Annotated in this window: 28 protein-coding genes; 12 read left to right on the top strand and 16 right to left on the bottom strand. The window is 55.5% G+C overall.

Going from position 1 to position 26,178, the window contains the following annotated elements; genetic code table 11:
* Positions 1-83: 83 nt before the first annotated feature.
* Positions 84-950, bottom strand: a complete 867-nt coding sequence (locus ABWV79_RS13950; protein ID WP_170355713.1) for a branched-chain amino acid aminotransferase — start codon at positions 948-950, stop codon at positions 84-86.
* Positions 951-1,110: 160 nt separating this feature from the next.
* On the opposite strand from ABWV79_RS13950, the gene ABWV79_RS13945 reads away from it, so the two are divergent.
* The 9 genes from ABWV79_RS13945 to ABWV79_RS13905 all read left to right on the top strand — a co-directional run bounded on the left by ABWV79_RS13945 (position 1,111) and on the right by ABWV79_RS13905 (position 9,381).
* Positions 1,111-1,623 carry a MarR family winged helix-turn-helix transcriptional regulator gene (locus tag ABWV79_RS13945; RefSeq protein WP_170755434.1) on the top strand — a complete coding sequence of 171 codons (513 nt, stop codon included), beginning with the start codon at positions 1,111-1,113 and terminating at the stop codon, positions 1,621-1,623.
* A complete protein-coding gene (locus ABWV79_RS13940; RefSeq protein WP_170355711.1) occupies positions 1,620-2,321 on the top strand; it encodes a response regulator in 702 nt (233 codons plus the stop codon). Before ABWV79_RS13945 ends, ABWV79_RS13940 begins: the two co-directional genes overlap by 4 nt.
* A gap of 69 nt (positions 2,322-2,390) precedes the next feature.
* Positions 2,391-3,317 carry a histone deacetylase family protein gene (locus ABWV79_RS13935; protein ID WP_353392641.1) on the top strand — a complete coding sequence of 309 codons (927 nt, stop codon included), beginning with the start codon at positions 2,391-2,393 and terminating at the stop codon, positions 3,315-3,317.
* A complete protein-coding gene (locus ABWV79_RS13930; RefSeq protein ID WP_170355709.1) occupies positions 3,314-3,556 on the top strand; it encodes an exodeoxyribonuclease VII small subunit in 243 nt (80 codons plus the stop codon). Before ABWV79_RS13935 ends, ABWV79_RS13930 begins: the two co-directional genes overlap by 4 nt.
* Positions 3,557-4,423: a polyprenyl synthetase family protein gene (locus ABWV79_RS13925; protein ID WP_353392640.1), complete on the top strand. Its 867-nt coding sequence runs from the start codon at positions 3,557-3,559 to the stop codon at positions 4,421-4,423.
* A gap of 16 nt (positions 4,424-4,439) precedes the next feature.
* On the top strand, positions 4,440-6,368 hold the full coding sequence (gene dxs / locus ABWV79_RS13920; RefSeq protein WP_353392639.1) for a 1-deoxy-D-xylulose-5-phosphate synthase: 1,929 nt from the start codon (positions 4,440-4,442) through the stop codon (positions 6,366-6,368).
* A 190-nt stretch (positions 6,369-6,558) separates the two neighbouring features.
* Positions 6,559-6,849 carry a Crp/Fnr family transcriptional regulator gene (locus ABWV79_RS13915; protein WP_353392637.1) on the top strand — a complete coding sequence of 97 codons (291 nt, stop codon included), beginning with the start codon at positions 6,559-6,561 and terminating at the stop codon, positions 6,847-6,849.
* A gap of 790 nt (positions 6,850-7,639) precedes the next feature.
* Positions 7,640-8,437, top strand: a complete 798-nt coding sequence (locus ABWV79_RS13910) for an MBL fold metallo-hydrolase (RefSeq protein ID WP_353392636.1) — start codon at positions 7,640-7,642, stop codon at positions 8,435-8,437.
* Positions 8,437-9,381 carry an MBL fold metallo-hydrolase gene (locus ABWV79_RS13905; protein WP_353392635.1) on the top strand — a complete coding sequence of 315 codons (945 nt, stop codon included), beginning with the start codon at positions 8,437-8,439 and terminating at the stop codon, positions 9,379-9,381. Before ABWV79_RS13910 ends, ABWV79_RS13905 begins: the two co-directional genes overlap by 1 nt.
* Before the next feature lies 1 nt (position 9,382).
* On the opposite strand, the gene ABWV79_RS13900 is transcribed toward ABWV79_RS13905, so the two are convergent.
* From ABWV79_RS13900 to ABWV79_RS13835, 14 genes are all read right to left on the bottom strand, one after another.
* On the bottom strand, positions 9,383-10,441 hold the full coding sequence (locus tag ABWV79_RS13900) for a YeeE/YedE family protein (protein WP_353392633.1): 1,059 nt from the start codon (positions 10,439-10,441) through the stop codon (positions 9,383-9,385).
* 52 nt (positions 10,442-10,493) lie between these two features.
* A complete protein-coding gene (gene hemA, locus ABWV79_RS13895; RefSeq protein WP_353392631.1) occupies positions 10,494-11,717 on the bottom strand; it encodes a 5-aminolevulinate synthase in 1,224 nt (407 codons plus the stop codon).
* A gap of 1 nt (position 11,718) precedes the next feature.
* A complete protein-coding gene (locus ABWV79_RS13890) occupies positions 11,719-12,153 on the bottom strand; it encodes a DUF302 domain-containing protein (protein ID WP_058276423.1) in 435 nt (144 codons plus the stop codon).
* Between the two features lie 80 nt (positions 12,154-12,233).
* On the bottom strand, positions 12,234-13,496 hold the full coding sequence (locus tag ABWV79_RS13885; protein ID WP_170527764.1) for an FCSD flavin-binding domain-containing protein: 1,263 nt from the start codon (positions 13,494-13,496) through the stop codon (positions 12,234-12,236).
* A gap of 24 nt (positions 13,497-13,520) precedes the next feature.
* Complete coding sequence (locus ABWV79_RS13880) at positions 13,521-14,228, bottom strand: c-type cytochrome (RefSeq protein WP_353392630.1); 708 nt, start codon at positions 14,226-14,228, stop codon at positions 13,521-13,523.
* A 2-nt stretch (positions 14,229-14,230) separates the two neighbouring features.
* On the bottom strand, positions 14,231-15,556 hold the full coding sequence (locus ABWV79_RS13875; RefSeq protein WP_170353165.1) for a c-type cytochrome: 1,326 nt from the start codon (positions 15,554-15,556) through the stop codon (positions 14,231-14,233).
* Positions 15,540-16,802 carry a sulfite dehydrogenase gene (soxC, locus tag ABWV79_RS13870; protein WP_170353166.1) on the bottom strand — a complete coding sequence of 421 codons (1,263 nt, stop codon included), beginning with the start codon at positions 16,800-16,802 and terminating at the stop codon, positions 15,540-15,542. The genes ABWV79_RS13875 and soxC overlap by 17 nt, the downstream gene beginning before the upstream one ends.
* 24 nt (positions 16,803-16,826) lie before the next feature.
* Positions 16,827-18,524, bottom strand: a complete 1,698-nt coding sequence (gene soxB, locus ABWV79_RS13865) for a thiosulfohydrolase SoxB (RefSeq protein WP_353392629.1) — start codon at positions 18,522-18,524, stop codon at positions 16,827-16,829.
* An 88-nt stretch (positions 18,525-18,612) separates the two neighbouring features.
* Positions 18,613-19,458 carry a sulfur oxidation c-type cytochrome SoxA gene (gene soxA, locus ABWV79_RS13860; RefSeq protein WP_170353168.1) on the bottom strand — a complete coding sequence of 282 codons (846 nt, stop codon included), beginning with the start codon at positions 19,456-19,458 and terminating at the stop codon, positions 18,613-18,615.
* Between the two features lie 70 nt (positions 19,459-19,528).
* On the bottom strand, positions 19,529-19,858 hold the full coding sequence (soxZ, locus tag ABWV79_RS13855; RefSeq protein WP_058275042.1) for a thiosulfate oxidation carrier complex protein SoxZ: 330 nt from the start codon (positions 19,856-19,858) through the stop codon (positions 19,529-19,531).
* A 34-nt stretch (positions 19,859-19,892) separates the two neighbouring features.
* Positions 19,893-20,309 (bottom strand): thiosulfate oxidation carrier protein SoxY, encoded by a 417-nt coding sequence (gene soxY / locus ABWV79_RS13850; protein ID WP_058275041.1) that lies wholly within the window; start codon positions 20,307-20,309, stop codon positions 19,893-19,895.
* A gap of 46 nt (positions 20,310-20,355) precedes the next feature.
* Positions 20,356-20,832, bottom strand: coding sequence for a sulfur oxidation c-type cytochrome SoxX (gene soxX, locus ABWV79_RS13845; protein ID WP_170353169.1), 477 nt, complete (start codon positions 20,830-20,832; stop codon positions 20,356-20,358).
* A gap of 130 nt (positions 20,833-20,962) precedes the next feature.
* Positions 20,963-21,541, bottom strand: a complete 579-nt coding sequence (locus tag ABWV79_RS13840; protein WP_170353170.1) for a thioredoxin family protein — start codon at positions 21,539-21,541, stop codon at positions 20,963-20,965.
* Between the two features lie 14 nt (positions 21,542-21,555).
* Positions 21,556-22,296, bottom strand: coding sequence for a cytochrome c biogenesis CcdA family protein (locus tag ABWV79_RS13835; RefSeq protein ID WP_170353920.1), 741 nt, complete (start codon positions 22,294-22,296; stop codon positions 21,556-21,558).
* A 149-nt stretch (positions 22,297-22,445) separates the two neighbouring features.
* Here ABWV79_RS13835 and ABWV79_RS13830 point away from each other — a divergent pair, with 149 nt between their 5' ends.
* The 3 genes from ABWV79_RS13830 (at position 22,446) to ABWV79_RS13820 (ending at position 24,263) form a co-directional block, all read left to right on the top strand.
* The gene (locus ABWV79_RS13830) at positions 22,446-22,751 is read left to right on the top strand and encodes a hypothetical protein (RefSeq protein WP_331251815.1); all 306 of its coding nucleotides are present in this window, start codon (positions 22,446-22,448) and stop codon (positions 22,749-22,751) included.
* 100 nt (positions 22,752-22,851) lie between these two features.
* The gene (locus tag ABWV79_RS13825; RefSeq protein WP_058276434.1) at positions 22,852-23,160 is read left to right on the top strand and encodes an ArsR/SmtB family transcription factor; all 309 of its coding nucleotides are present in this window, start codon (positions 22,852-22,854) and stop codon (positions 23,158-23,160) included.
* Positions 23,161-23,201: 41 nt separating this feature from the next.
* Positions 23,202-24,263 carry a YeeE/YedE family protein gene (locus ABWV79_RS13820; protein WP_170353172.1) on the top strand — a complete coding sequence of 354 codons (1,062 nt, stop codon included), beginning with the start codon at positions 23,202-23,204 and terminating at the stop codon, positions 24,261-24,263.
* 185 nt (positions 24,264-24,448) lie between these two features.
* Here ABWV79_RS13820 and ABWV79_RS13815 read toward each other — a convergent pair whose 3' ends face one another.
* Positions 24,449-26,167: a SulP family inorganic anion transporter gene (locus ABWV79_RS13815; protein ID WP_170353173.1), complete on the bottom strand. Its 1,719-nt coding sequence runs from the start codon at positions 26,165-26,167 to the stop codon at positions 24,449-24,451.
* Positions 26,168-26,178: the final 11 nt, after the last annotated feature.

The raw sequence follows: 26,178 nt of genomic DNA, 5'->3' as shown, positions 1-26,178 counted from the left end.
ACGATCTGCATAATCTCTTGAACGCTGGGCAAAGAAAAACCCCCGCCAGAGCGGGGGTGTGATTCCTTGTGAACCGGGCGCGATCAGGCGCGGACCAGCGCCTCGTACTCGGCAGCGATCTCGCGGGTGATGTCGCCCACTTCGAACGTGTAGTCGCCGATTTGCCCGACCGGGGTGACCTCGGCTGCGGTGCCGGTCAGCCAGCATTGCTCGAAATCCGCCATTTCTTCCGGCATGATGTGACGTTCGATCACATTCAGACCCTTGTCTTTCAGCATCCCAATCACGGTCTGGCGGGTAATGCCGTTCAGAAAGCAATCGGCCAGCGGGGTGTGAACCTCACCATCCTTAACGAAAAACACGTTCGCACCGGTCGCCTCGGCCACATAACCGCGGTAATCCATGAACAATGCGTCCGAGCAGCCCTTGGCCTCGGCCTTATGCTTTGAGATGGTGCAGATCATGTAAAGACCCGCCGCCTTGGCGTGGACGGGGATGGTTTCGGGGCTGGGGCGTTTCCATTCCGCGATATCCAGCTTGGCACCCTGCATCTTTGCGTCGCCGTAATAGGCACCCCAAGGCCAGACTGCCACAGCCATCCGCACAGGGTTCTTAGCCGACGCGACCCCCATATCCTCACCCGAGCCGCGCCAGACAAGAACACGCACATAAGCGTCCTGCAGCCCGCTGGCTTTCAGAGTCTCTTCCTTAGCGGTTTCGATTTCGTCCAACGTGTAAGGCATCGGCATATCCAGCGCCTCGGCCGAGGCGATCAGGCGCTCGGAATGTTCCCGGCTTTTGAAAATCTTGCCATTGTACGCGCGCTCGCCTTCAAAGACCGAGGACGCGTAATGCATTGCGTGCGTTAGGATATGGACATTGGCTTCGCGCCAGGGAACCAGCTTGCCATCCAACCAGATGACACCATCACGATCATCATACCCCGCCATGCGAAACCTCCTGAACCGGGTCGAAATTTTCGATTATTGCGCCAATTAAGTCCGAACCGGACATAAAGTTGCGCAAAAACTGCGATTCGATACCTGTCTCCTCTTGGAATGTCAATAACGCTGACATAAACTCGGGCAGAAGTAACGTATGAGGCATGATATGTCTGACACCCGTCCCGCCCAGGTTTTCGGCGGCGAAAGCCTGTTGTTTCTGACAGATGAACAACTGCGGCAGGGGATCGAAGCGATGTTTTTTGCCTATCGCGGGTTCACGGCGGATCCTGATCGCATTCTGTCGGACCTTGCCTATGGTCGCGCGCATCATCGCGCGATCCACTTCATCAACCGCGCGCCAGGGACAACGGTTAACAACCTGCTGGCCATATTGGGGGTGACAAAACAGTCTCTGAACCGGGTTTTGCGCACGTTGATCGAGGACGGTTTGGTCGAAAGTCGCGTTGGAACAGTGGACAAACGCGAACGGCACCTATTTCTAACCCATGAAGGCGAAGCTCTGGAAGCGAAACTATCAGAAGCCCAGCGCGTGCGAATGCGTGCCGCATACAAAGATGCAGGCCCCGAGGCCGTGTCAGGGTTTCGTAAAGTACTTGAAGCCATGATGGATGCTGATATGCGTCATGCATATAAGAAATTGCGGGATACAACCTCATGAGCGATATGGACGCCCATCTGCTGATCGTTGACGATGACGAACGTATCCGGGATTTGCTCAAGAAATTTTTGATGCGGAACGGGTTTTTGGTTACGGCGGCGCGAGATGCAGCCCATGCACGTCGGGTTTTGTCGGGGTTGGATTTCGACATGATCGTGCTGGATGTGATGATGCCAGGGGAAGATGGTGTCAGCCTGACAAAGGCGCTGCGCGAAACCCATGCGACGCCCATCCTGTTGTTGACAGCCCGCGGCGAGACCGAGCATCGCATTGCAGGGCTTGAGGCGGGGGCTGACGATTATCTGGCCAAGCCGTTTGAGCCCAAGGAACTGCTGCTGCGCATCAATGCCATTCTGCGGCGCATGCCCGAAACGCCAGCACAAGAGACTGTCAGCAAAATCCTGACCCTGGGTCCGATCCGGTACGACGTCGAAAAAGGTGAGATGTGGCAAGGTGAAGAACCTGTTCGCCTGACCGCAACGGAAAGCCAGTTGATGAAGATTTTCTCGGCCCAGCCTGGCGAGCCGATCAGCCGGTCGAAACTGGTTGAAGATCTGGGCCGCGACAAGGGTCAGGCACAGGAACGCGCGGTGGATGTCCAGATCACCCGACTGCGGCGCAAAATCGAACAAGACCCCAAACAGCCGCGGTATTTGCAAACTGTACGCGGCGCGGGTTACATGTTGGCTCCGGACTGATTGAGCCGCTGCGCGGCGATTTCATGCCTTCGGCGAGGATATTTGTAGCCAGATGAAGATGGGATCCCGATGAAGACTGCGCTTTTGACTCATGCGGATTGCCTTGGACATATAACACCCGAGGGCCATCCTGAACGGGTCGCGCGGTTAGAGCATATTCTGCACGCTTTGGAACCATTGGATTTGGATCGCAAGACTGCACCCTTGGCAGCGGATGATGATTTGCTGCGTATTCATCCCGAAAGCTATATTCAGGATATTCGCCGTGCCGCTCCGACCGAGGGGTTCCGTCAGGTTGATGGCGATACGTTTCTGTGCCCAGGCTCGGTCAGTGCCGCCTACCGCGCGGCGGGCGCGGCTGTTCGTGCGGTGGATTTGGTGCTTGGTGGTGAGGCCCCAAACGCGTTTTGTGCGGTTAGGCCGCCCGGCCACCACGCGGAAACGGACACCGCAATGGGGTTTTGTGTTTTCGGTAATGCAGCGCTGGCGGCTAAACATGCGCTGGACCATCACGGATTGAAACGGGTCGCCGTTTTCGATTTCGACGTCCATCACGGTAACGGCACGCAGGACCTGTTGTGGGACGAAAAACGTGCTCTGGTCATCACTAGCCAACAAATGCCCCTGTGGCCGGGTTCAGGCCGGCCCGACGAGACAGGAACATTTGATACTGTTTTGAACATCCCCCTGCCTCCGGGCTCAAGCGGGGTGGTGATGCAGGCAGCTTATCGCGCGCTGGCCTTTCCGCGTCTCAGAGAGTTTCGGCCCGAGCTGATAATCATCTCGGCCGGGTTTGACGCGCATCAGGACGATCCGCTGGCAGAGTTGAACTGGTCCACAGATGATTTCGCATGGATCACCTCCGAACTTTGCAAAATTGCGGGCGAAGTATGCGGCGGTCGTATCGTCTCGACTCTGGAGGGCGGGTATGATCTGAGAGCCCTGTCCGAAGCCACCCGTGCTCATGTGGAAGAATTGATGAAGGCAGCCCAATGACCGAGACACCCGTCGACCAGATGACATTCGAACAGGCCATGAAAGAGCTGGAGACCGTGGTCGGCCAGCTGGAACGTGGCGATGTTGCATTGGACCAGTCCATCGCGCTGTACGAACGCGGAGCGGCGCTGAAGAAGCGCTGCGAGGATGAGTTGAAGCGGGCCGAGGAAAAAGTGGCCGCGATCACGCTGGACGCCAATGGTCAGCCGACCGGGACTACGCCTGTCGAAGGTCAGTAAATGTTTCGAGACAGATTGGCGCAGGATGCGGCGTTTATCCAGGACCACTTCAATACGGTTTTGGGGGCGCTGGACGATCTGGATGTGACCCGGGCGATGGCTTATGCCACCGAGGGTGGGAAAAGGCTGCGCGGATTTCTGGTATTGGAAAGCGCGCGGTTGCATGGGGTCGACGCCGATCGCGCGATTTGGCCAGCTACGGCGATCGAGGCGCTGCACGCGTATTCGCTGGTCCATGATGATCTGCCTTGCATGGATGATGATGATCTGCGCCGGGGGCGGCCCACGGTTCATGTGAAATGGGATGAAGGCACCGCCGTTCTGACCGGGGATGCTCTGCAGACGCTGGCCTTTGAGCTGTGCGCGCGTGCCGAGGTGGGCGAAGCCGCAATTCGCGCAGATTTGACCCTAACATTGGCCAAAGCCAGCGGTGCGCAGGGGATGGTTCTGGGTCAGGCGTTGGATATCGCGGCGGAAACAGCGGCCAGCCCGCTGACGCTGGATCAGATCACGCGGCTGCAGGCGGGCAAAACCGGGGCTTTGATCGAATGGTCGGCCTGTGCGGGCGCGCGATTGGCGCAGGCGGGTGCGGACCCGCTGCGCCACTATGCCCGCGCCCTGGGGCTTGCCTTTCAGATCGCGGATGACATTTTGGATGTTGAGGGCGATGCCGAAAAGGCCGGGAAGCGCCTGCAGAAGGATGCACAGGCGGGCAAGGCCACCTTTGTGTCGCTGCTTGGGTTGGAGGCCGCCAAGGCCCGCGCGGCGGAGCTGGTGGATCAGGCTTGTGCTGCGCTGGATGGCTATGGGCCTGCCGCTGAAACCTTGAAGGACGCCGCCCGCTTCGTTATTGCCCGGGACAGCTAAGCCAGGAACGCGCCATATGTCTGACCGCCCCAATACGACTCTGCTGGACCTTGTGAACCGCCCTGCGGACCTCAAGCAGTTCTCGGACTCGCAATTGCGACAGGTCGCGGATGAGCTGCGGGCCGAGACCATCTCGGCCGTGTCTGTCACCGGGGGACATCTGGGCGCGGGGCTGGGTGTGGTCGAACTGACCACGGCGCTGCATGCCGTCTTTGACACACCGCGCGACAAGATCATCTGGGATGTGGGGCATCAGTGTTACCCGCACAAAATCCTGACCGAACGGCGTGACCGCATTCGTACCCTGCGCATGAAAGACGGGCTGAGCGGGTTCACAAAGCGAAGCGAAAGCCCCTATGACCCGTTCGGGGCTGCCCATTCCAGTACCTCGATCAGTGCCGCGCTTGGGTTTTCCGTCGCGCGCGATTTGGGCGGTGTCACGCCCGAAGGGTTGGGCGATGCGATTGCCGTGATCGGCGATGGGTCGATGTCCGCAGGCATGGCGTTTGAGGCGATGAACAACGCTGGCCACCTGAAAAAACGCCTTGTCGTGATCCTGAACGACAATGAGATGAGCATTGCGCCCCCGGTTGGTGCGCTGTCCAGCTATCTGTCGCGGATTTATACCGAGGCCCCGTTCCACGATCTGAAAGCCGCCGCCAAAGGCGCGGTGTCCCTGCTGCCAGAACCCTTCCGCGAAGGGGCGAAACGCGCCAAAGAGATGCTTAAGGGCATGGCCATGGGCGGCACGTTTTTCGAAGAACTGGGCTTTTCCTATATCGGCCCCATCGACGGGCATGACATGGACCAGTTGCTGCCGGTTCTGCGCACGGTCAAGGCGCGGGCAACCGGGCCGATCCTGATCCATGTGCTGACCAAGAAAGGCAAGGGCTATGCCCCCGCCGAGCAAGCCCGCGACAAGGGGCATGCAACCGCGAAATTCGACGTGGTGACCGGCAAACAGCACAAAGCGCCTTCGAACGCGCCGTCCTATACCTCGGTCTTTGGCAAGACGCTGGTGGAGGAGGCTGGTCGCGACGACAAGATCGTAGCTGTGACCGCTGCGATGCCGGATGGCACCGGGCTCAACCTGTTTGCCGAACGCTACCCTTCACGCTGTTTCGACGTGGCGATTGCCGAACAGCACGGCGTGACCTTTGCTGCCGCACTGGCCGCAGGCGGGATGAAGCCGTTCTGCGCCATATATTCGACTTTCCTGCAGCGCGGTTATGATCAGGTTGTGCATGACGTGGCCATTCAGCGCCTGCCGGTTCGGTTCGCCATCGACCGCGCGGGCCTTGTGGGGGCCGATGGCGCGACGCATGCGGGATCGTTCGACATCGCTTATCTGTCCAACCTGCCGGGCATGGTGGTGATGGCCGCCGCCGATGAAGCCGAGCTGATGCACATGGTCGCCACCGCCGCCGCGCATAACGACGGCCCCATCGCCTTCAGGTATCCGCGTGGCGAGGGCGTGGGCGTAGACCTGCCCGAACGCGGTGAGGTTTTGGAAATCGGCAAAGGCCGCATTATCCAGTCCGGCGCGCGCGTCGCGCTGCTATCCTTCGGTACCCGTCTGGCCGAAGTTCAAAAAGCGGCCGAGGCGCTTGCCGCCAAAGGCATAGCGCCGACCATTGCTGATGCGCGATTTGCCAAGCCACTGGACCACGGCCTGATTCTGGATCTGGCCGCCAATCACGAGGCAATGATCACCATCGAAGAAGGCGCAATCGGCGGGTTCGGAAGCCATGTGGCGCAGCTGCTGGCTGATGAGGGCGTGTTTGATGACGGCCTGAAATACCGTTCAATGGTACTGCCCGATATCTTCATCGATCAGGCCAGCCCTGCTGATATGTACACGGTGGCCGGGATGAATGCCGAGCAGATCGAGGCCAAAGTGCTCTCGGTTCTGGGCGTGGCGACAATCGGCGAAAAACGCGCCTAATCTTTGTTTTTGCGGAAAATGGTGCCTCAAGAGGGCACTGAACAAAGTAATCACTAAGCGTCATTGTCTCAAAGGACGTGCGCGAAGCGTAGTCACCGATGCCGAGGGTACAGAGGTAACCCTGAACCTGTACGCCGCTCCAATGGTGATAACGCCCAACATGGCCAGAACTTCAGTTGGAAGTTCGTTGGTGGATATTGAGATTTTGGATGACGCCGTTGCTGCGACACTGCCAGCTGCGCAGTTGATGGACCTAATGGTGAATTTCGAAGGCATACGCGAATGGGGTAATAACTTAATGCGCGAGGAGTTGGCCCGCAAAGTCGGACGCGAGTGGTGCCTTGCAGCATTGAGCGCGCGGCAACGTTTAGAGTGGTTTCGAAAGGTACACCCCGGGTATGAAGCGCTGTTTGCCCATTTCCACATTGCTTCATACTTGGGAATGACGCCCGTCACATTGAGCAGAGCTCGTAACAGGTGATTTCAGTCAAATATTCTTAGGCGAAGGCAGTCGTAGCTCGGAACCATTCACTCGCTAAGCAATGGCGGTTTTGTCCGGCACAGCAGTCGTTCACGTCTAGCCACCTAATGGCCGCTCCCAGCATGACGCTGAAGGTCTCCGACTCCCAAGCGCTTTCACCCGCTATAGACATCACCGAAGGCCAAACTATCGCAGTAGTCATCTGTGACTCAGGTTTGAAATACATTTCGACTGATCTGTTTGCGTAAAATCGGTCATTCGGGAAGTCTTGGTGAAAGTCGGCTCTGTACGCGAAGCGGAATTTCGGGAAGTTTCCCTTAACGGCTGCTTCCGGCCAAAGCAGACATTCAAGCCGAGAAAACCGAAAATACTCTGTACGATGTCTGCTTTCACCGAGACCGGACGTTCGCCAAACTCGGTCCAATTTCCGATTTGCGGACAGAGCAGACATCGAGCGACGAGTAAATTTCATAGGACACGACGCCTGTATACAGCACCACCGCAAGGCGAATGACATTGGAGCTGGTCTTGAGGTGCTTGATTGGCGATTTTAATTCATAGAGTAAATGCTGCGAAAGCCCCTGCCCGCCGCAACTCTAGTTCTTCTGGAAAGACCCCACCTTAAGTCATTTACAAATTAATATATTCATTTTATTGATTGTAAATGGATCGAAATGAGTTTTCACGACGCAGATTCTTGTATGGCGCCACGTGTATCGCAGCGCTTGGAGTTCAATCCAAGATCGGGTGGGCAGAGTTACAACTCGGTGCTTCGGCTCGGATTACAACCATGTCAGATGGGTACCTGTCATTGCCTTCGGAAATGGTCTTTGGCGCCATGCCGAAGGAAGAGCTCAGGCAGCTTTTGGACAACTACAAGGTGGACGCGACCAAGTACGAGCCAGAGTGCAACGTGGCACTTTATCAAGATGATCAAAACTCCGTGCTGTTCGATGTGGGAGCTGGGCCAGATTTCATGCCCACTTCTGGTAAGCTTCTGGAGGCTCTTGAAACAGCCGACCTGTCGCCCGAAGACATCTCGCACGTGATCTTCACCCATGCGCACCCGGATCACATTTGGGGCGTTTTGGATGATTTCGATGACCTTCTGTTCCCCAACGCCACGCATCACTTCGGCCGTAGTGAGTGGGATTATTGGTGGAACCCCTCAACGGTGGATACAATTGGAGAAGATCGCGCTGCGTTCGCAGTAGGCGCAAAACGGCGTATGGAAGCAATTGAGGATCAGGTCGCGTTCTTTGACGACGGGCAAGAGATCCTTCCCGGTATTGCCGCACGCGCGAGCTTTGGACACACTCCCGGCCACATGGCGTTTGAAATTCGCAGCGGCGGTGAATCCGTGATGATTGTCGGCGACGCGCTGGGAAATCCACACGTAGCTTTTGAACGCCCCGACTGGCACAGCGGCACGGATCAGGATCCGCAAGCGGCGGCAGCAACTCGGAATTCACTGCTGGATCAGATTGCACACGAGCAAATGAAAATAATTGGTTTCCACTTGCCGAATGGTGGAATCGGCCGGATCGAGAAGACTGGGTCTGCTTATAAGTTCATTGGAGAACAATAATGATGCGATCGCTGGCGATTTTCTTGACCCTAGCCACACCAGCTTGGGCAAGCGAGGATATTGCAGACCAATACCCGCAAAGTGTGCTGTATTCCAAACCGGTCGAGTACATCCCCGGGGTCTATTCCGCCATTGGCGCAACCGCCCCGCCGACCTACGAGAACTCTGGTCACAACAACAACCTCAGCTTCATAGTTACCGGAGAGGGCGTGATCGTCATAAACGGCGGCGCGGCTTATGTGCTTGCCGAAGCGCTTCACCAGGAAATTCAGGCAATCACGGATCAGCCGGTTAAGTTTGTCTTCAACGAGAATGGTCAGGGGCACGCGATGCTTGGCAACGCCTACTGGTCAGAGCTGGGTATTCCGATCATCGCCCATTCGGATGCTGCGGCTGAATTCGAGGAATACGGCCCACAGATCCTTGAAGGAATGCAGCGGTACAACCAGGACAAGGCGGAAAGAACCTTCCTGGCAGGCCCAACCGAGACATTCGAGGATGAATACGTGGTTGAAATGGGTGATTTCCGGATTGAGGCCAAATATCTCGGGCCGGCCCATAGTCCCGGCGATATCTCGATTTGGCTGCCGAACCAAAGCCTTGTTATAGCGGGTGATATGGCGTTTCACGAGCGAATGCTGCCGATCTTTCAAGAGACCTATACAGCGGATTGGCTTGAAACATGGGACAACGAGTTCGAAGCTTTGGGAGCCAAATATGTCATCCCCGGACATGGTCATCCGACGAACATGGATCAGGTGCGCCGTTATACACGCGACTACCTGGTCTATCTGCGCGGCAAGATCCAAGAGCACATGGATGCCGGCGGCGATCTGGCAGAGGCTTACTATGTCGATCAGTCACCGTATGCCCATTTGGACACGTTTGAGGAACTGGCGACAAAAAATGCCGGGCGGGTATTTGAGCAGATGGAATTCGAATAACTCAGGACGTTTGAGGAACAGGAATTCGGCGCATTAACCTATGCGCGCTGATCGCTCCAACCCACATGAAGAAAATGGCAAGCCACGCCGTCAATGACAGGGCGGACCCTCCTGAAAGCCCTGCACCCACTGCGCAACCTCCGGCCAGCATGGCTCCAAACCCCATGAGGACAGCTCCAACAAGGTAGCGCTCCATCGGAGTATCCGGGCCAAAACGTTCGATCTTCCACTCCCCTGCAGTTAGGGCCGAGCCTGCGGCACCAATTGCTACGCCTGGAACTAGGCCGATACCGAAGGACAACACGACGTTTCGCTCGGCAACCAACGCCATCAGTGTATCCGTAGCCGGTCCGGTGAACGTGACTGACGAAACAGGCACGACTTCAAATGATGCTTGCGCGATGGCAAATGTCATTAACCAGCCAAGCGCCACCGCCACGCCAACTCCTGCAGCTGTTACGATCCTGATTGGCGCGACTCTCCGGTGGAATGCGAATGCAATTGCCGACACCAATCCCAACACTGCAACGGCTGTAAAAGCCACTGGCGAAAATCCAAGTATTTCTGAAAGATCTCTCGAGGCGCCTCCTGAGACAGTCCAGATCCCGGAAAGCAATTCGCGGGCGGGACTAAGAACGCCCGTGTAAGCAGCCTGAGCCACTAAGGTTAAAACCAATCCCGTAATCAGGGCGCGCAGATTACCGCAGGAGGCCAATACCAACAGGCGAGATGCACACCCACGCGCCAGAACCATACCAACGCCAAACATCGCTCCGCCAAGTATTGCGCCGCTGAGGCTGCCCGTCGACGCAATCGCGCGTGTCTCGGAAAGGTCTAACCACTCAAACGCGACAAACGCCTGCACTAAGGTGAGCGTTGCGGTGAAGGCGATTAGCCAGACAGCCAGGCGAGGACCAAGCTCGCCTTTGGCGACTTCGATGGTCGACGCTCTCAAACAAAAGTGAGACTTCTGGGCCGTCACGCCGAACAAGATACCGACAAGCGCACCGGCAAATGCCAAAGCGCCAGGGTCTCCCAACAAATCGATGAGTCTTTCCATCAACAGAGACTCTCACTTGGTTGCTTGCGCGTCCTTGTCTTCGGTCAAGTTGTTATTGAGCGGCCATTGGTCTGCGCGCCAATTGGCATTGTGTCCATAGCTCACCCAAGGCAGACACCAGTCGATCCACGTCGTCGGTGGAATGCACTGGGGAAGGTGTAATCCGTAGACGTTCCGTTCCCTTGGGGACGGTTGGATAATTGATCGGCTGGATATAAATTCCATAGTCACGCATCAGCACGTCAGAGATGAAGCGACACTTGACCGGATCGCCGACCATGACCGGAATTATGTGACTTGGGTTCGGTGTATGCGGAATGCCCAGATCGTCCAGCCTGTCTCGCACCTCGCGCACGCGCTGCTGGTGTAGATGTCGTTCCGAATTACTTTGCTTCAGGTGCCGAACCGAAGCAGCAGCTCCTGCGGCCATGGCTGGAGGCAATGCAGTGGTAAAGATAAACCCGCTGGCGAAGGATCGCACAAAGTCGACAAGTTCTTTCGACGCCGCGATGTATCCACCAACTACGCCGAATGCTTTGCCCAATGTCCCCTCAATTACGGTTAGCCGATCCATCAGGCCCTCGCGTTCGGCAATGCCTCCGCCGCGTGGCCCATAAAGCCCCACCGCGTGAACCTCATCCAAATAGGTCATCGCGCCATAGCGATCCGCCAGATCACAGATCTCGGCAATTGGTGCAATATCGCCATCCATGGAATAGACGCTCTCAAACGCAATGAGCTTCGGTGCATTGGCAGGGAGTTCAGCAAGGTGCCTTTCAAGGTCGGCTAAATCATTGTGTTTCCAGATACGCTTTTGGCAACGACTGTGGCGAATTCCTTCGATCATCGAGGCATGGTTTAACTCGTCGGATAAGACTGTGATGCCCGGAATGCGAGACGCCAATGTTCCCAGGGCAGCCCAGTTCGAGACGTAACCGGACGTAAACAACAGCGCAGCGTCCTGGCCGTGCAAGTCAGCAAGCTCTTGCTCCAGCAAAACATGCTGGTGGGTCGTTCCAGAGATATTCCGCGTTCCTCCCGCTCCGGCACCAACCTCATCGATCACCTTGTGCATTGCTGCAATAACACTGGGGTGCTGACCCATCCCCAGATAATCATTTGAGCACCAAACCGTGACTTTCTCGGGGCTATTTTCCGCGTAGCTACGCGCTGTCGGGAACGCGCCACGCTGCCTTTCGAGATCCGCAAAGACCCGGTAGTTCCCTTCCTCCTTAAGCTGGTCGAGTTGACCACGAAAAAACTGCTGATAGTTCATTTCAGTTCCCAACGGCTTCTTCTACGATCCCGGACAGCAGGGCCTGAACCTTTTGCATTGGTCCATCAGGATAGCTTCGGTATCCAACCATCACGCCATCGTCGCCTTCGGCTACAAAAATCCCATAGGGGCAGAAGCCAATATTCATCGGGTCTGCTTCCATCACTTCACGCGAGATTTTTGCCGAGCAGAAGATGAAGATGTCTGCAGCTGCAAATATCTGTTTGTCGCTGCCGACATCAGCGCCTGTTCGATTCAACATGTCGCCGACGTGGCTTACATAGTCGATGACCAGTCCCTGTCCCACAATAGCGGACTCGACGGCGAACGTTGCATCATCAAAACTGCCGTCGAAGGGGATAGTGATGATCTCTTCTGCAAGCCCTTGGCTCGCCAGAACAGTGGAAAACGCGGCTGCGGCGATAAAGTGTTTCATGTTTTTAGTCCTCCTCCTGAACCGCATTTTCTCAGATTGATCATCGGGGTCTTTGACACTGGTCAAAGCCCCCAATTGCCTCAACCAAACATGTCCGACGTGATACCGGCGTACCAACCCAGTGACTCTTCGTAAGTCGCTTTTCTCAAATCGGCATCTTCACCGGTTTGACTGATAAAGCCATCGACTTTCGCGATCTTTTCTGGCGTCGCCTCATAGGTTGCGCCAACCTTAACGCCATCATCGGTATCGATCAGCGACCAGCATGTGTTCGAGAATTTGGCCGGGAATACTTTAGACCCGGTCAACGCACCTCGTACCGCATTCGCACAGACCTTTGCCTGACTGTTTGCCGAAAAACCGGATTTCGGCATGTCACCCTGCTGGCTGGCATCACCAAGAACGTAGATATCCGGATCGGCTTTGGAGGACATGTCCGCAGCGTTTACTGGTGCCCAGTTGCCGTCGGTTACTCCCGCCATTTCCGCAATTCGACCGGCTTTCATCGCTGGGATCACATTGCAGACATCGACCTTTGTCTCTTCGCCGTCGATGGTCACCGTCATTGCATCCGGACTCACGGATACATTGCCGCCACCGAAATCTTCGCCGATCCAGTCGACCATTCCTTCGTAATTGTTTCCCCAGCCTTCTTGGAACAAAGCCATTTTCGAGAATTTCGGCTTCGGATCGGCGACAATGATCTTTGCTGTTGGGTTGTTTGCCTTCAGCACGTGCGCCACCATCGAAACCCGTTCATACGGCCCGGGCGGGCAACGGTACGGGTTAGGAGGAGCGACCATCGCGAAGGTACCGCCTTCGGGCATCGCCATGATCTGCGCTTTCAAAAGCTCAGTCTGAGAACCAGCCTTGTACGCATGTGGCATCTTGTTTTGGGCCGATAGGTCCCAGCCCTCGACCGCGCCATCAACAAAGTCGATACCCGGGCTGAGGATCAGTTTGTCATAAGGAACTGACCCACCACCTGCCAAGGACACCGTCTTTGCGTCGCGGTCGACCCCAGTGGCCCAATCATGCACGACGTTGATACCGTAGTTCGCGGCAAGCGTGCCGTAGCTGTGGGCGATGTCCGATAGCTCCTGAAAACCTCCCAAATAAAGGTTTGAGAAGAAACAGGTATAGTAAGTCCGAGACGGCTCAATCAGCGTCACGTCAATCTCACCTTTGCTGTCCTTTGCAATGTACCGCGCGGCAGTTGCACCGCCTGCACCGCCACCAACAACCACTACACGGGGCTTGCCTTGAGCCAGCACCATCGGAGCGGATAGCCCGGCGGCCACTACCCCTGCGGCTCCAAGAAATACTCGTCTATTGAGTGTCATCGCGTTTCCTCCCCTTAGGCACTTTCATTCTGGATTATTGAAGTAGGCGGCCAATGCCGCGATCTCGTCATTGTTCAGTCGTCCAGCGATCATTTGCATGACCGGATGTGGCCGCTGTTTGTCCTTGTAAGCGTGCATGGCGACCACGAAGTCTTCGTCAGGCCAGTACACAATCGAAGGAATGCCCTCATCGCCTCCCTCAATCTGGTGGCATGTTGTACATTCGCTGCTGAGATATGCGCCGTACTCAGGATCTCCTTGTATCGCTAGGATCGCAGGATCGATCGAATGATCCGTGCCTTTCGCGGTTGGATCCGCTTCCGGGATATCTCGGGGATTGTCTGAAAACCCCCGCAAATACGCGATCACGTTGGCTCGGTCTTCCGGGTCTTTCAATCCGCGAAAACTCATCCTCGTGCCTGACGCAAAAGCACGAGGGTTTTCGATGTAGGCGGACAGAGTGTCAGCGTGCCATTCCAGACCCGAGTTACCCGCGCGAACAAGACTCTTGGAATAATTGAACCCCTCGAGACCTGCAGCTTTCCGACCAAAAACACCGTTTAGATGCGGGCCTATTTTGTTCTCTGCTCCTTCGCCAACCTGATGGCAACCTTTGCATTTGGCGAACACTTTTTTCCCAGCTTCGGCGTCGCCGAGGTCTTCGGTGGCGTGGGTGGATGGGCCGAAAGCAACCACGACCGCTGCGCACTTCAAAACGTTCGACCAGCGCATGATCAGCTTCCGAACGACTTGAGGTAAACGATCACGGCTTCTATATCGTCTGGTTTCTTAAGCCCTGCAAAGGACATGCGTGTGCCCTTCATGTACTCCTTGGGTTTTGCCAGAAAGGCCGCCATTTCTTCTTCGGTCCAAACAAGGCCAGCCTCGGCAGCCGTTTTCATAGCTTTGGAGTATTTGAACTCTTCAGCCGACCCTGCGTTGGCCCCTATAACCCCGTTCAGCGCCGGACCCGTACTGTCCTTTGCACCGTCACCAACCTGATGGCAGGATTTACATTTCTTGAAGACCTTCTCACCGGCTGCGAACAGTTCCGTAGTCTGGTCAGCCTCGTCGGTTTCTTGAACAGCCGGTGTTGCGGCGGCTTCTTCCTCAGGCTTTGGCGCTGCGGCCGGAATGAACGAGGGCCCTTCCACCGTGAACGTCGGCAACTCGTCCGCGCTGGCTTCGTTCATGACCGAATTCGAACCGCCTTCTGGTGGCGTCTCAACCAGAAATACAGAGCGCATAGTAACACCGGCTTCTGTTTTGCAGTTCTCCATACAGGGTTCTTTTCGCCATTTTGCGTACTCAGTCTCAGGTCGCGTATCGACGACAAACCCATCCTTGTTGTGCATCTCGAATTCGGCGAAGTTGTCATTGCTGAGAACGAAATCGTCATCCACCAGGTCATTGGAATATAGAATGTAGGCGACGATTGCGTAGGTCTCATCCGCCGTCAGCGTACCCGCTTCACCAAATGGCATTGAGCGGGAAATATAGTCCCAAGCGGTCGACAAATGCGGCCAATAAGACCCGACGGTTTTTACAGGATCCTCGTCGGCAAGCGTGTCGAATCCACCGGCCAGAACAGGCCAATTGTCGGCGCCTTCGGCAAACTCGCCGTGACAGGACGCACACCGGTCGACAAACACTTCTTCTCCGGTCCAGACATCGCCTGATCCAACCGGCAAGCCACGCCCGTCGGGCAAGATGTCAACGTCCCAGGCAGCGATCTCTTCCTCCAATGCAGGACGTCCAAGCCCAATAGTACCGTCGCGAATGGGCGCCGGTGCAGTTAGGTTCGCACCATTTGCAACCCGTTCCGCGGCGGCCGCTTGGATTTCTTCGACTTTAGTCTCGAGTTCAGCCGCTCGACTGGCCTCCGCTTGCGCGTTTTTCAGAGCTGATGCTGCATGCGCTTCAACCTGACCTATCCGGGTTTCCAAAGTGTCTATCTTCGACTGGCCGTAGTTCCGATTGGCAAATACCAACGCTGCCGCAAGCACCAAGGCTGTGCCACCAAATACGGGCAGGAAAACATGACTAAGAGACTTCGACATTCTCAGCGATCCCTTCTGCGCTCACGTACCAAGTTTGGATACAGTTGTTGTGGTAGACAGCGTTTTCTCCGCGCTTTTCGCGTAGCTGGTCTTTGGTTGGCTGCACATAGCCGGTCTCGTCTATCGCCCGGGCCTGTAACAACATTGGTGCTCCGTCCCAATTCGTATCGAGATAGAAACGCGTCAAAGCCTTGCTGTCGCCCTGCTTGCCAAGACGCGCCGTCTCCCAGGTGATCCCACCGTCCTTGGACACATCCACCCGCGTAATTTGCCCGTGGCCTGACCAAGCAAGCCCGGAAATGACCAATGGTCCCGGTCCGTGTTTGATGGGCATTTGCGGGCTGGGTGAAGTAATGACGGACTTTGCATCCATAACCCACGTCCATTTCTGGGCTGTGCCATCAGCGTAGACATCAGTGTATTTTGATGTTTCTTCGCGGCTTTCGACCGCCATATCGACGACCTCAATGCGGCGCAGCCACTTGACCCACATGTTGCCTTCCCAGCCAGGCACAACCAGTCGCACCGGATATCCATGCTCCATGCGCAGCGCTTCACCATTTGCCTTGAAAGCCACCAACACGTCATCCAGTGCTTTTTCCATCGGGATGGAGCGGCCATTTGATGACGCGTCTGCGCCTTCAACATAGACCCATTTGTCTGGTGAGATATCGGCGCCGGCTTCCTGCAACAGCGTGCGCAGAGGAACGCCGGTGTATTCCATGTTATGAATCATGCCGTGCGTGAATTGGACGCCATTGAGTTGAGCACCAGCCCACTCCATACCGGTGTTCGCCGCGCATTCGCAGAAATACACATGGTTTTCGCGCGGGAAACGCTCAATGTCTTCATAAGTAAACACAAGCGGGCGATCGACCAGCCCGTTGATCATCAGGCGATAATCCTCTTTGCGCAGCTCGATCGCACCCGAATGGTGACGCTCAAAGGCGCATCCTTGCGGAGTGATAGTGCCATCAAGCGCGTGGATCGGCGTGAAGTTGATCGACGAAATTGGAGAGGCGGTCAGCCATTCCACGTTGCGCCGAACGACATGAGATTCGAAGCTGATCGGCATGCCATAAGGTGACTCATCAACACCGGCACCCGTGTAAGACGCCCAATCCTGAAGCTCTGTTATCAGTGGGTCGGGCGTGTCTGCCGCTGCCGCACCCGCAACTGATCCTGCGGCGACCGCAGCGCTGCCTTTTAGGAAGGCCCGACGGGACGGTTTGAACGCGTCATCCATAACTCTTAGGTCTCCATCTGTTTCTTAAGCGCCGACAACATCGACGCTGGTGTTCTCTTGCACCGTGACGGCGCCAAGGTTGCGAATGTGGTTTTCGACGACATCCCAGATCGGCGGACCCTCGGTGCCTTCGTTGACACTGGCCCAACCAGCCACGACGTAGGTTTTCGACGGATCAATCGCTTCACCCGTTTTGAGCAGGGTCATTTCGCTGATCCGCTGCCCTTGTGGTTTGGTCACATCGATGCGGTAGCCAAGCCCACCGACGCGTACCATATCGCCGCCCTGCTGGTAGTAGGGGTCGGGATTGAACAGGTTGTCACCGACATCCTCGAGGATCACATGGATGAATTCGCCCGTCATTTCTGTGCGATAGGCATTGGGATACGACATCGATGTGACGTTCCAAATGTCCTCGCGCGTGATATCCTGCCCAGGCAGTATTGACGGCCCCCAACGGACGCCGGGCGACATCGCGATGTCTGCCTCACGCTCATTGATCAGAGCATCGCAAATCAGGTCATCCCAGGTGCCGTTAAAGTTGCCACGGCGGTAGAGCAACGAATCCGTTTTGCCAATCACCTCACTCAGCGCAGCCTCGTACGGCGCGCGCTGATCATTTATCAGAGCAGTGATCGCAGGATCAGGAGCGATGACGTCAGAGAAGATCGGGATCAGCTTGTGCTTCAGCCCCATCATCTGCCCGTCCCTCACGTCGAGATCTACGCGGCTGACAAATTTGCCGTTCGAGCCAGACGCGATGATATGCGTTTTTCCGACCAGGACCGGCTCGGGAAGCGCGTCATGGGTGTGACCGCTGAGTATCACGTCGATCCCTTGCACCCGACCCGCCATCTTCTTGTCCACGTCAAAGCCGTTGTGGCTGAGGACGACAACGACATCGGCACCGGCATCACGAACTTCGTCCACCATTGCCTGCATGTTTTCATCTCGAATACCGAAAGAGTATTCTGGGAACATCCAGCCTGGGTTCGCGATGGGCATGTAAGGAAACGCTTGCCCGATAACAGCAACCTTTGCACCGCCCCGATCAAAAAACTTGTAGGGTTGGAATAGTTCAGCGGGTTCGTCCCATTCAGCATCAAAGATATTCTGCCCAAGGGCCGCAAAGGGCAAACCTTCGACGATTTCGTTAACCCTGTCGCTGCCCAACGTGAACTCCCAATGGAAGGTCATTGCATCGGGTTTCAGCGCGTTCATGACATTGACCATGTCCTGACCGGCCGTCTGATAGCAGGTGTATGAACCGTGCCAGGTATCGCCCCCATCCAATAAAAGGGCATCAGGGCGGTCAGCACGAATGGCGTTGATGACAGTTGAGACCCGGTCCAATCCACCAACCCGACCGTAGGTCTTGGCCAGCGCAGAGAAATCGTTGTAGGTCAGCGCATAGGCCGACGGGCTTCCCTCTTCGATCCCGTAGGCCTTGCGGAACGCCGCCCCTGTGACATGCGGCATCTGCCCTCGCGCATCGCCAATACCAAGGTTTATCTCGGGTTCGCGGAAATAGATCGGCTTGAGTTGCGCGTGGATGTCGGTGACATGGATCAGGCTGATATTGCCGAAGGTCTCGAATTCCAGCAGTTGATCCTGCGTTAGGCTTTGCTGCGCAGCAAGCCTGGCCCAGTTGCCAAACCCGGACGCCCCATACAAAGCCGATGCAGCCATTGAAACCTGCAAGAAGTCACGTCGAGAAATCATCTATCAGCTTTCCTATAACACATATAAATGTGTGAATGTAATTTTCCTGGAAAAACCCGCGCAGGACACTGTCCACGCGGGTCGTTCGTTATTGCCGTACTGCAGGAGTTTCGACTGAAAGTCCGTTGCCACGAGAGGCCACATAGAGCTCAAGCGCGCGAAACTCGTCCGATCCTTCGGCAAAAGTTTCCGCACGCGTATCGCGAATACAGCCGCGGAAACGATTGTGGCGCGAGATCAGCTTGGCTTGTTTCAGACGATATGTCGGGAACCCGTTGATCATACCTTGGCTCAGGTGGTCGGCACGGATCATGTTGCCCCAGTTGTCTTCATGACAATTGGCACAGCTCAACTCCAGCTGACCATAGCGGGTATAATACATCTCCTTGCCCTGCTCCCAAAATGGGGCGGCATCGCCATCAATCGCGACATTCATTGGCATCCCGCGTGATTGCAGACCGATCAAAGCGACCATGCCCTGCATATCGCCCCCGGACCATTTCCAGGCATCGGCTTCCATGCGGTCCGCACGGCACTTGTTGATCAGATCTTCCATGACGACCAACTTACCAGTTTCGGCATCCACCTTCGGCATGGACGCCTGCAATCCCTTGAAGCTTTCCACCCCATCGTGGCATGAGGCACAGCTCTCGCCAGCGGCACCATCAACGGTCTCAAAGAGATCGGCGGCCTGATCGACGAAGATCATTGCAGGATTGTCGAAGTCATCAATTTGAAGTGCTTGCGTTTCATCTGTGCGAAAATGCCAACCCGAGTAGATCGTGTCCAAATTTTCCAGATGTGCCGGAGCTTCAGTGACCGAAGTCATGTCCAACTCATCATTGATCACAAGATTCTCTTCGTCCGGTCCGGCCATTGCTGCCACTGGGAAAACCAGAACTGCCGCGATCGCCATTATTGCCTTGGTATTCATTGCGTTCCTCCCTTGGTGGACCAGCGCCAGAGTTCACGACCAGCGCTGACCGTCCTTAGTGGTCGAGCCGTCAGGCGATCTCGATCGTTTTTTTCTCGTCGTAGACAGAACCATCGTCATCGTACCAAGTGAAAACAAACTCGCCGGCTTCAGGCACGGTCGCTTCGAACTGGAAGTACGGATTGGTTGAAATCGCCGGCTCCATAGTCACATCAACCACCATTTCTCCGTTAAACTCGCAGGTGAAACGGTTGATGATCGAGCGCGGGATGACATTGCCTTCTTTATCCTTACGCTGGCCGCTTTCCATCTTGTGGCTGATCAGTGTCTTGATCGTTATGGTTTCACCAGCAGCGGCTGACTTTGGAACCTTGACGCGGGGTTTTACACCGGATGCCATTGGTTAATCTCCTGTTCTTCAGGGCGCGTGGCGATCAGCCGCCGCAGCCGCCGATTGTCACTTTTACGGTCGCGGACGCTTTGGCAAAGCTGCCATCTGCCATCTTCGCCACGGCAATGACGTCCTGCGTTCCGGCAAGACGGATGCGGGTTGATGCGGCTTGTTCAGCCGCCAATGGGCCGAAATTGAATGTCGCGACGCCCGGTTCGGGGTTGCCTGCAGCCACGATCAGAATTGCAGCGGCACCCGGGGCACTCACTTCGATAGGTACAGTATTTCCGTTTTCTGCGATTTCCGGTGCAGTCAACGTAACACCGCCATCAGCCACATCTGCCCCGCCTGTAAATGCCGCAATGGCATCTTCAGCAGCTGCATTTGCCCGAAGCGGCATAATTGTCAGGAACGCGGCGCCCAGCCCAAGGGCCAGTGTCTCGCGGCGAGAGAGTTCCATTTTCAATCTCCTTTGATTCTTCGAAAATCTGCGCCTGAAAGCGCAGCTATTCTTCTTTCAGGGTCGCAAGAAACGCGACCACGTCCTCAATTTCTTGTGCTGTCAGGATCGACGTCAAAGGCGCGGTTGGGGCTTTTCCGGTATAGGCGTCGCCCGGGCGGATATAACCGTCATCCTTGTAGAACGCAGGCATCACCGTACCTTCGAACGTCATCTTGGCATTTGCGACCAATCCGCGAAGTTCTGCTTCGGTCCAACGATCACCGGCGCCATCCAGCATCGGACCAACTTCGCCATGGAACGGGATGTCAGCCAAAGCCGAAACCGCGTGGCACGCAACGCAGTTGCCTTTTGACTTGTCCCCAACGATAAGCGCGCCATTCGCCGCGTCGCCAGCAGCACCGGTCAACGAAGCCTCAATGGCACCATAGTCGTCATAGGTTACGTCTTGCGGGTCTGTTTCTGCCGCAATTGCGGCAACGCCTGTCATTGCGCAGACCAATGTTAAGAGTCTCAGCTTCATGATCCCTCCCATTTGCTAACGCGCCGACGGCGCCTTGCGACCCAAAGCCTTGTGTACCGTAGTCGACGAGTACCGCTTGTCGCAACATTAAATTCATAATAATGAATTTTTTTATTTATAATGGCAGCGTTCAATCCTGAGAAACATTGTTTCGCTCTTGAATGCGCCGCGCATGATAGCGTTGGAAATCTTCACCATTTTCAAGCTCATATCGTTTTTCCTCGACCCAGGTGAAAAGGTCTAAGGTTGTTCCTTTTGAGAACGCTCCGGGCATAACAGCGACCGCAGCATCGATGGCTGTAGCGTCCTCTGGCACCTCTTCCGGCAGGAATACGAGCGTCGGGGTGAACAGAATCCCCCATTTTCGCATCAGCGCTCTTTGCTCATTCTCTTCACCGTCAAAGTCGATGGCCGTGGTGCTGCCATGCAAATCCAGTTGGACGACAAAGAAATTCTCTTCGATGAACGCTGCAAGGTCAGGCTGGGGGAACACTTCTTCATGCATTTTCTTGCAATAGATGCAGCCTTGTTGCTCAATAAATAAAACCAACCGCTTGTCTTCGCTTGACGCCTCTTCAAGATCCTCACGAAGGTCTTTGAAGGTGTCGCGCATCCACGGAGTTTTATGCAAACCGTCGTCGCCCAGTTCAGCGGCGGAAACTGCCCCGCCGATCAGACAAGCGATCAATAATGACAAAACTCGATTCATGTCTTCCTCCCGAGTTATCCAATGGCTGCAAGCCAAGGCATATGGTCGAGCATCCATTGTGCGATGTGATTGATGGAGTTGGTTGCGATGAGGATGCCGAAGAGCACCAGAAAGCCACCCATTGCCATTTCGATGAGGGGCAAGTGCTTTCTGAACCGTGCCATCCACTGCATGAAGGGGCGGACCAGGAAGGCCGCCAGAACAAACGGTGCGGTCATTCCAACACCGTAGACGAATAGAAGCACCGCTCCACGCCAGGCCGTTTCGGTTCCGGCCGCTATGAACAGGATTGCAGCGAGCACCGGCCCAACACAGGGGGTCCAGCCAAAAGCAAACGCCAATCCAAGAACATATGCTCCAACAAGGCTCACATTTGATGTATCACCAACATCCGCACGAAATTGGCGATACAGGAACCCGATGCGGATAATCCCCAAGAAATGCATGCCCATCACAATGATGATGGCCGCAGCGATCCAACGCAGGATGTCGAAATACTCTCGTACCAGCTGCCCGAATATCGAAGCCGTCGCACCTAGCGCCATGAAGATCGTTATGATCCCGGCTGCAAATGCTATCGCAGAAAGCGTTGCCTTGCGACGAACGCCGCCGGGAATTGTAGAACCCGCAGATATCTGATCAATACCGACGCCGGCCAGGTAGCTGAGATAAAACGGTACTATAGGTAGGATGCAGGGCGACAGGAACGACAATAGCCCTGCGACTAAAGCTCCCGCAAATGTAATGTCGAGCATGGTCAAACCCGTCCTGGCGCGCTATCATTCACACATTCAAAATAATAAAGATATATCACTGTGGTCAATTGGAGCTTGAGATGCGCCACCTAATTCTACTCTTGAGTGCAATTACGTTTTTTGTTTCTCCCGTGGTTTCACGGGCAGAAATGACTCTTCTGATGGCGGAAGAAGATGGGTGTATGTGGTGCGCACGCTGGGACACCGACATCTCGGAGATCTACCCCAAGACACCGGAAGGACATGCCGCTCCACTTCAACGCATCGATATCCACGCAGCCGTGCCTGAAGGCATCGCATTGGAGCGGCCTCTCTACTACACGCCAACCTTTGTTCTGCTGGACGATGGCCAAGAGGTCGGCAGGATCGAAGGCTATCCCGGCGAAGATTTTTTCTGGGGGTTGCTGGGCGTTTTGCTGCGTGACGCGGGGGTACCGATTGAGAGCTCTGGATAAACTGCGGCGCATTACATAAACTATTATGAATGCGTGAAGCTATGAAAGCGAGGCGATCTTGTTGGACAAATCTTCGAAACTGCCTGTGTTCTCCCCGGACATGTGCGCCGAAGACATGGACAGAATGATGGAAAATGCTCAGACGGCGTCAAGTTTCCTCAAGGCAATCAGCCATGAAGGACGCTTGATGATATTGTGCTATCTGTCCTCGGGTGAAAAATCTGTCGCGCAGATGGAAGAAATGCTCTCGGCACGCCAGGCCGCCGTGTCTCAGCAACTATCTCGCCTACGCTTTGAGGGCTTGGTCAAAACGCGACGCGAGGGGAAAACGATCTACTACAGATTGGCGGATGATCGATCGACACAGATCCTGGAAGTCGTTTACGATCTGTTCTGCAGGGAGAAATAGAAGCCGCCAAAACACCCGCCAGCTTTGGGAGGAGACTGGCAATGTTTGAAGCATTGGGAGACGCCAACGCCGTCGCCCTGATCGGTTTGATCGGTGGCATTGTGTTGGGCTTGGCCGCACGCATTGGCCGTTTTTGCACGTTGGGTGCAATCGAAGACTACCTTTACGCAGATGATGACCGGCGGCTGCGTATGTGGGCAATTGCGATTGGCGTAGCAATTGTCGGCAGCCACTTAGCTATGACTTTAGGTTGGCTGGACCCTCTTGGAACACGGTATCTTGCACAGACCTGGAACCCACTTGGGTCGATAATAGGTGGTCTCATGTTCGGTTACGGAATGGCCATCAGCGGAAACTGTGGCTATGGCGCGCTGGCAAGGCTTGGAGGCGGCGACCTTCGATCATTCGTCATCGTTTTGATTATGGGTCTTTCTGCTTACGTTGTCATGTCCGGGCCCCTTGCATATTTGCGCGTATGGGTCTTCCCCGAGGAAATGGATCTTGAAGGCCCTCAGAGCATTAGCTTCCTTGCCGAACAACTGACCTCTATCCCAGCTTGGCTCATTGGCGCTGTCATCGGCATTGCGTTGGTGATTTTCGCCTTGGCAAACCGGCGTTTCCGCCGCGCTCCCGCACAGGTATTTTGGGGATCGGTAGTTGGGCTGGCGATCGTATCAGGGTGGCTCGGCACGAATTGGGTTGCGACGCACGGTTTCGATGGTGAACCGGTTCAAACCCATACTTTCGCTGCACCCGTTGGCGACACAATATTCTATCTTATGACAGCCTCCGGAAACACTTTGTCCTTTGCGGTCGGATCAGTCTCCGGCGTTCTCATTGGTGCATTTTTGGGGTCCTGGTCCAAAGGTCATTTCCGATGGGAAGCATGCGAGGATCCACGTGAACTAAAGCGTCAAATGCTCGGCGCGGCGATTATGGGGCCAGGCGCGATCATCGCGGTCGGTTGCAGCGTCGGACAAGGTATATCTGCCTTCTCACTATTGGCCTACAGCGCGCCTGTAACATTCGCTGCCATATTCGCCGGTGCCGCGCTTGGCTTGAAACAACTCGTGTCTGGACTGTCCTTCATAACTGAGCGTTGAGGTCACAGTTCAAACGAGAATTCACGAGTGAAGGACCGTTTCGGCGGTTCTCTTTTATTCAGAAAGCGATTGCCATTGATGGCACATATGGGAACGAGGCGTTCATTAATCAAATACGCTCATACGTCCGCAATGCGGACCAAAGCGCGCGTTCTGATCACGTTCACAAACCAAGCTGATCTTAGTCACTCGCACGCTTCTGCAATGAGCGTTGTCCACGCATCGTTCTGGGACAAGAAAACCCTGCCGTTCAGACTGTCGACAAGATGAGACCGTTTGAGTCTGTCCATGACAGGCCCCTTAACTTCGGACAGATGTAGGCCAACACCAAGCTCTTTGAGGCGGTGATTGATCGCCTCGAGAGTTTCCAGCGCTGAGTAGTCCAGTTCGTTAACGGCGGAGAACATCAAAACAACATGTTTGACCTTAGTCCGTTCGGCAAGGCGACTTAGGATCAGTTCTTCCAGAAAGCCAGCGTTTACAAAGTAAAGGCTTTCGTCGATGCGCAGCGTCAACACCGTAGGTGCGGTTTCGACATCGTGGCGCAGGACATTTCGAAAGTGCTCTGTCCCTGGCACGCGGCCCACTTCCGCAACATGCGGTCGAGACGTCTTGTACAAATGCAAAAGTATTGAAATCGCCACTCCAGACGCGACGCCGACTTCGACACCCAGACCGAGCGTCAGCAAAACCGTTGAAGATACCGCGATGAAGTCCGCACGGGAATAGTCCCATGTTCTGCGTAATATTGAAAAATCCACGAGGCTCAGAACCGCCACAATGATTGTGGCGGCCAACGTAGCGTTTGGCAGAAAGTACACCAATGGTGTCAACGCCAAGGCGGCGATCGCGAGGCCAAGAGCAGTATAGGCGCCAGCAGCAGGAGTTTCCGCGCCAGCATCGAAATTGACGACTGATCGCGCAAATCCCCCCGTGACCGGGTAACCTCCGGTGAACGCTGCGCCTATATTTGCTGCGCCCAGTCCAATGAGTTCCTGGTCCGGATCAATCCGTTGACGTTTCTTGGCTGCCAAAGTTTGCGCGACTGAGACGGATTCGACAAAGCCAATCACTGAAATCAGAATCGCCGGAACCAACAGCGCTGCAAGCAAATCGGGCGCAAATCCTGGCAAAGTAAGCGGCGGCAGGCTTTGCGGGACTTCCCCAACGATTTCCACACCCATTTCGACAAGATCCAATGCCCAAACCGCAACCGTAGTAGCAACTACGGCGGCAACAGGTCCCGCCTTCGTCAGAATATCGGCAAGCGCCGCCGGGGCGCCTAGCCTAAATAATCCGGGTTTTAACCAACGGCGGGCCCCAAAAAGGAAGGCCGTCGCACTGAGACCGATAACAAGCGTAACCCAATTCACCTCATGCAAATGCGCAGCAATCGATGCTAGTATCTCGAACACTGTATGTCCGTGAGCATTGACACCCAAAATGTGCTTGAGTTGGCTGGCGGCGATCAAGATCCCGGATGCTGTGATAAAACCCGCAATCACCGGGTGGCTCAAAAAATTAGCCAGGAAGCCTAGCCGCAAGAACCCCAAAAGCAACAGGAAACCGCCAGAAAGAAATGCGAGGGTTAGTGCCGCAACCGCGTAGCCTGCCGTGCCTTGCTCAGCAACCTGACCGACCGCTGACGCTGTTAACAGTGAGACAACGGCAACCGGGCCAACGGCTAAGGCGCGACTGGTTCCAAATATTGCGTAAAGCAGAATTGGCGCGATGGATGCGTACAGCCCCGCTTCCGGTGGCAACCCAGCCAAGAGCGCGTAGGCCAAGGATTGGGGTATCAGCATGATGGTGACGATCACCGCCGCCATCAGATCGTTAGAGAGCTCCGCCCGTCCATAGCTGCGAGCCCAACTCAGAACCGGCAGATATTGATTCGCCCGCATCGTTACCTCCC

Origin of the sequence: Ruegeria sp. HU-ET01832, from assembly GCF_040371315.1 — a bacterium.
In the GTDB taxonomy this organism is placed as follows: domain Bacteria; phylum Pseudomonadota; class Alphaproteobacteria; order Rhodobacterales; family Rhodobacteraceae; genus Ruegeria; species Ruegeria lacuscaerulensis_A.
Note: the sequence above shows the minus strand (reverse complement) of the source record. Positions and strands in the feature narration are given on the sequence as shown.